This is a genomic window from Pseudonocardia sp. McavD-2-B, assembly GCF_024124365.1.
Lineage (GTDB): Bacteria > Actinomycetota > Actinomycetes > Mycobacteriales > Pseudonocardiaceae > Pseudonocardia > Pseudonocardia alni.
On the sequence record NZ_JAMXSG010000337.1, the window covers coordinates 1 to 5,308 of the forward strand.

Genomic DNA, 5,308 nt, shown 5'->3' on the forward strand with positions numbered 1-5,308 from the left:
GGGGCCCGGGTCGCGCACGACGAGCGCCAGTGCCCGGGCGGGCTGTTCCCCGGCGAGCACCCCGACCGCCTCCCGGCACACCCGGCGGGCCGACCCCGACGAGCGCGGCAGGTCGACCCGCACCGTGAGCCCGAGCCGGTCGTGGAGGTGCGGCCCGGTGACCGAGACGAGCACCAGTGACTCCCGGGGGTGGAAGCCGAGCAGCACCGGCACCGCGGCGATCAGCTCGGCGGGCCGGTCGAGCCGCAGACCGGGACCGGACTCGGTGCCGGGGGGCCACCCGGTGGCGGGCAGGTCCTCCGCCCCCGGCGACGGGCCGGGGCCGGGGCCGGGGCCGGGGAGGGGGTCGGGCTGAGGGCAGGCGGTCATGCTGCCACGGTCGTCGCGGGCCGGGACGTGCGGAACGCCGTCACCCGACCGGCTGTGGACGGTCCCGCCTCACACCCCTTGCCGAGGGGGTGTCGTGGATGGTTTCCCCCCGCGCCGGGGCAGTCGCCTGCGCCACGCGGTGAACGAGGTGACCGGACCGGCGTGCGGGCGGTACAGCCACGGCCAGGGGTGCACCACGACCGGGCGGACAGCGGCGGAGCGCGTGACGAACCCGGGGACCGGGGCGTGGGTGACGGCGACGGGCGTGCCGTCGAGCTCGTCGGCGACGACGCCGCGGTGCACCAGCACGGCACGGCGTTCACCCAGGTCGGCGAGGGTCTGCGCGAGGAACACCAGCCGTTTGCCGGACAGCCGCAGCCGGCGCAGCAGCGGCTCGTCGAACACGAACACCGCGGGCAGGTCCGGGTGGGCGTCGAGGGCGGGGTCGGCGTCGCCGAGCGACTCCGCCGTCAGCCACACCGCCTCCGGCGCGGCGCCGGTGGAGACCGGGGCGGCCGGCCCCCCGGTCGTCTCCGGGTCGGGGTCCGAGCGCAGCCGCGGGTCGTGCTCGGGGGCCGGGCGCGACGGCGGATCGGCGGGCCAGTGCTCGATCGGGCAGGCGTCGGACAGCGCGCAGCTCCCGCACAGCTGCGGGGCGCGCTTGCGGACCTGCCAGCGGGAGAAGCCGTAGGGCTTGCCGGTGCCGGCGCCGACGGTCCACTGCCAGCCGAGCCGGTTCGCCGCGCGCGAGCCGTCGAGCAGGTGGGCGAAGAACTCGCTCTCCCCGCCCGCCCACTCGTGCCCGGCGCGCACGGTCCACTGCGAGGACAGCCACATGCGGGTCTGGTTCACCAGCCAGCCGTCGGTGTGCAGCTCGGTGAGGCAGGCGTCGACGCAGGCCATCTCGGCGGGCCACGGCTCGTCCCATCCCTGTTCGGCGCGGGCCGGGGCCGCGCGCAGCGCGGAGCGGGTGCGGGTGCCGAGCCGGGCGTAGAGGTGGCGGGCGTACTCCTGCCAGCACAGCTCGTCGCGGAAACTTGGCGCGGTCGCGCGGCGGGGCGTCGGCGGCGGCGTCCCAGGCGGTCGGCAGGTCGACCAGCCCGTGCCGGATCCACGGCGACAGCGCCGTCGCACCGCGCCGCGACACCGGCAGCACCTCGTTGCGCCGCTTCGCATAGCTGGTCAGGTCCAGTGCCGCGACGGCGGCGTCGGCCGCGGTCTGCCCGCCGCGGAACGCTCCGGAGGCGACGGGCTCGTCGCGGCAGAGGTCACCGAGGTGCTCGCGCACCCAGTCGGTCGCGGTGTCCGGGTGGGGTGTGGGCAGCTGCACCGGAGAAGTCTGCGGCGCCCCGGCCCACCGCGCGCGTCGACCTGCACGAATGTTCTGCACCCGTTCTGTGTGCACCGCGGGCGGGGGACGGTAGGAACGTCCCATGCACGTGTATCTGGGCGTCGACATCGGTACGTCGGGTTCGAAGGGCGTCCTCGTCGACGCCCGCGGCCGGGTGCTGGCCCGGGCCGACCGGGCGCACGAGACCGCACAGCCGCTGCCCGGCCACGTGGAGCACGACGCCGAGGCCGTCTGGTGGGGTGACTTCGTCGCGGTCGTGCGGGAACTGCTGCCCGCCCTCGACGACGGCGCCGAGCTCGCCGGCCTGGGGGTGTCGGGGATCGGGCCGACCCTGCTCCCCGCCGACGGCGACGGCCGCCCGCTGCGCCCGGCGATCCTCTACGGCGTCGACACCCGCGCCGGCACCGAGATCGACGAGCTGAACGCGGAGCTGGGCGAGGACGCGATCCTGGCCCGGGCCGGGACACCGCTGTCCTCGCAGGCGGTGGGGCCGAAGTGGCGGTGGCTGGCCCGGCACGAGCCGGAGGTGTTCGCCCGCACCGAGATGTTCCTGATGTGCTCGTCCTACCTGGTGCACCGGCTCACCGGCGAGTACGTGCTCGACCACCACTCGGCCAGCCAGTGCGACCCGATGTACGACCTGGCCGCCGCGGACTGGGCGCCCGACTGGGCCGAGCGCACCGCCCCGGGCATCACGCTGCCCCGGCTGCTGTGGCCGACCGAGGTCGCCGGGCGGGTGAGCGCGGCGGCGGCCGCCGCGACCGGGCTGCCGGAGGGGCTGCCGGTCACCGCCGGCACCGTCGACGCCTGGGCCGAGGCCACCAGCGCCGGCGTCACCGGCGCCGGGGAGGTCATGGTGATGTACGGGACGACGATGTTCCTCATCGAGGTCATCGACCGCCCGCACCCGCACCCGGCGATGTGGACGACCCGCGGGGCCGTACCGGGGTCGTTCACCCTGGCCGCGGGGATGGCGACCTCCGGGGCGATCACGAACTGGCTGCGCGACCTCACCGGGGAGGGGTTCACCGGGCTCGTCGCCGAGGCCGCGGAGGTGCCGCCGGGCAGCGGCGGGCTGCTGCTGCTCCCCTACTTCGCCGGGGAGCGGACCCCGCTGTTCGACCCGGACGCCCGCGGCGTGCTCGCCGGGCTGACCACCGGGCACACCCGCGGCGAGGTCTACCGGGCCGCGCTGGAGGGCATCGCGCACGGCGTCCGGCACAACCTGGAGGTCATGCGGTCCGCGGGCGGCGGCACGAAGCGCCTGGTCGCCGTCGGCGGCGGAGTGCAGGGCGGGCTGTGGACCCGGATCGTCACCGACGTGACCGGGGTCCCGCAGGACGTGCCGGAGCAGACCGTCGGCGCCGCGCTCGGCGACGCGTGGCTGGCCGCCGTCGCGACCGGGGCCGAGCCGCGGCTGCGCGACTGGAACCCGGTCGCCCGCACGGTCGAGCCGGACCCGGCGGCCCGCGAGATCTACGACCGCTTCCACCCGCACTACCGCTCGCTCTACACCGCCACCCGGGAGACCGCGCACTTCCTCGCCGACGAACGGAGACGCTCCTACCGCGCGTGACACGCTGTTCACACCGGTGTGGTTGCCGCGCGGCGCGGCGGCCACCACGCTGTGCGGGTGAGTGCCGACGAGTCACCCGCCCACGACTACGACCTGCTGGTGATCGGCTCCGGTCCCGGTGGGCAGAAGGCCGCGATCGCCGCGGCGAAGCTCGGGAAGCGGGTGGCGATCGCCGACCGCGGCCACATGATGGGCGGGGTCTGCGTCAACACCGGCACCATCCCGTCGAAGACGCTGCGCGAAGCGGTGCTGTACCTGTCCGGGTTCAGCCAGCGCGAGATGTACGGCGCCAGCTACCGGGTCAAGTCCGAGATCACCATCGACGACCTGCTGGCCCGCACCCGGCACGTGATCGGCCGCGAGACCGAGATCGTGCGCAGCCAGCTGCTGCGCAACCACGTCGACATCCTGACCGGGACGGCGCGCTTCACCGACCCGCACACCGTCGTCGTCGAGGGGACGGGGCGGGGTGACCACAACCAGGTCACCGCCTCGCACGTGGTCGTCGCGACCGGGACCCGCCCGGCCCGCCCGGACACCGTCGCGTTCGACGGCGAGCGGGTCGTCGACTCAGACCAGGTGCTGCAGCTGGGCCGGGTGCCGGGCTCGATGGTCGTCGTCGGCGCGGGGGTGATCGGCATCGAGTACGCCTCGATGTTCGCCGCGCTCGGCACGCGGGTGACCGTGGTGGAGAAGCGGGACTCGATGCTCGGGTTCTGCGACCCGGAGGTCGTGGAGTCGCTGAAGTTCCACCTGCGCGACTCCGCGGTCACCTTCCGGTTCGGCGAGGAGGTGTCCTCGGTCGAGGTGAACGGCCGCGGCACGGTGACCAGCCTGGCCAGCGGGAAGAAGATCCCGGCCGACATGGTCATGTACTCGGCGGGCCGGCAGGGCATGACCGAGGAGCTGGGCCTGGACGCGGCCGGTGTCCGGGCCGACGACCGGGGGCGCATCGAGGTCGACGAGCAGTACCGGACCTCGGTCGAGCACATCGCAGCGGTCGGCGACGTGATCGGGTTCCCGGCGCTGGCGTCGACGAGCATGGACCAGGGCCGGCTCGCCGCCTACCACCTGTTCGGCGAGCCCGTCCGCGAGCTGCACGAGCTGCAGCCGATCGGCATCTACACGATCCCGGAGATCTCGTTCTGCGGGCGGACCGAGGCCGAGCTGACGGCGGCGTCGATCCCGTACGAGACCGGGCTGTCGCGCTACCGCGAGCTCGCGCGCGGCGCGATCGTCGGCGACTCCTACGGCATGCTGAAGCTGTTGGTGTCGCCCGAGGACCACCGGCTGCTCGGGGTGCACGTGTTCGGCACGAACGCCACCGACCTCGTGCACATCGGGCAGGCCGTCATGGGCTGTGGCGGGACGGTGGACTACCTCGTCGACACCGTCCTGAACTACCCGACGCTGTCGGAGGCGTACAAGGTCGCCGCGTTGGACGCGACGAACAAGATCCGTGCGCTGGAGTCGGTCCAGAACTCCTGACTCAGGTGTAGCGGAACCCGTTCGCGTCGAGCCACGGCTTCGGGTTGATCTTGGTGCCGCCCGGGTCGACGACCTCGATGTGCAGGTGCGGGCCGGTGGACTGGCCGCGGTTGCCGACCTCGGCGATCTGCTGGCCCGCCGCCACCTTCTGGCCGACCGAGACCAGCGAGCGGTTGATGTGGCCGTAGACGGTGACCGTGCCGTCGGCGTGCCGGACCCGGACCCACATCCCGAACCCGCTGGCGGGGCCGGAGCTGATGACGGTGCCGGCGATCGGTACGTGGATCGGGGTGCCGATCGGGGCGGCGATGTCGAGCCCCATGTGCTTCGTGCCCCAGCGGGAACCGAAGCCCGAGGTGACCCGGCCGGTCACGATCGACACCGCACCGCCCGCGGAGGCGGACTGCAGCGCGCCGGTGGCACCCGCGGCGCGGGCGGCCTCGGCCGCCCGGGCGCGCTCCTCGGCGGCCTTGCGGACCTGGTCGACCGAGGCGGTGGCGGCCTGGACCGCGGAGGCGGCCCTG

General features: G+C 74.6%; 5 protein-coding genes. 2 read left to right on the forward strand and 3 right to left on the reverse strand.

Annotated features, from left to right (window positions below; genetic code table 11):
- Window positions 1–369 (reverse strand): DUF4192 family protein (locus tag NH602_RS27670; protein ID WP_253069327.1); only part of this gene is annotated, 369 nt, incomplete at its 3' end.
- 69 nt (window positions 370–438) lie between these two features.
- Entirely contained in the window at window positions 439–1,503 is a 1,065-nt protein-coding gene (locus tag NH602_RS27675; RefSeq protein ID WP_253069328.1) for an FAD-binding domain-containing protein, read from the reverse strand.
- 299 nt (window positions 1,504–1,802) lie between these two features.
- Between NH602_RS27675 and NH602_RS27680 the strand changes: the two genes are divergently transcribed.
- Together NH602_RS27680 and sthA are read left to right on the forward strand one after the other, a co-directional pair.
- Entirely contained in the window at window positions 1,803–3,296 is a 1,494-nt protein-coding gene (locus tag NH602_RS27680; RefSeq protein ID WP_179762398.1) for an FGGY-family carbohydrate kinase, read from the forward strand.
- A gap of 57 nt (window positions 3,297–3,353) precedes the next feature.
- Window positions 3,354–4,784, forward strand: a complete 1,431-nt coding sequence (gene sthA / locus NH602_RS27685) for a Si-specific NAD(P)(+) transhydrogenase (protein WP_253069329.1) — start codon at window positions 3,354–3,356, stop codon at window positions 4,782–4,784.
- A gap of 1 nt (window position 4,785) precedes the next feature.
- Here the strand turns inward: sthA and NH602_RS27690 are convergent.
- Window positions 4,786–5,308: M23 family metallopeptidase (locus tag NH602_RS27690; RefSeq protein WP_253069330.1), on the reverse strand; the 523-nt coding region annotated here is incomplete at its 5' end.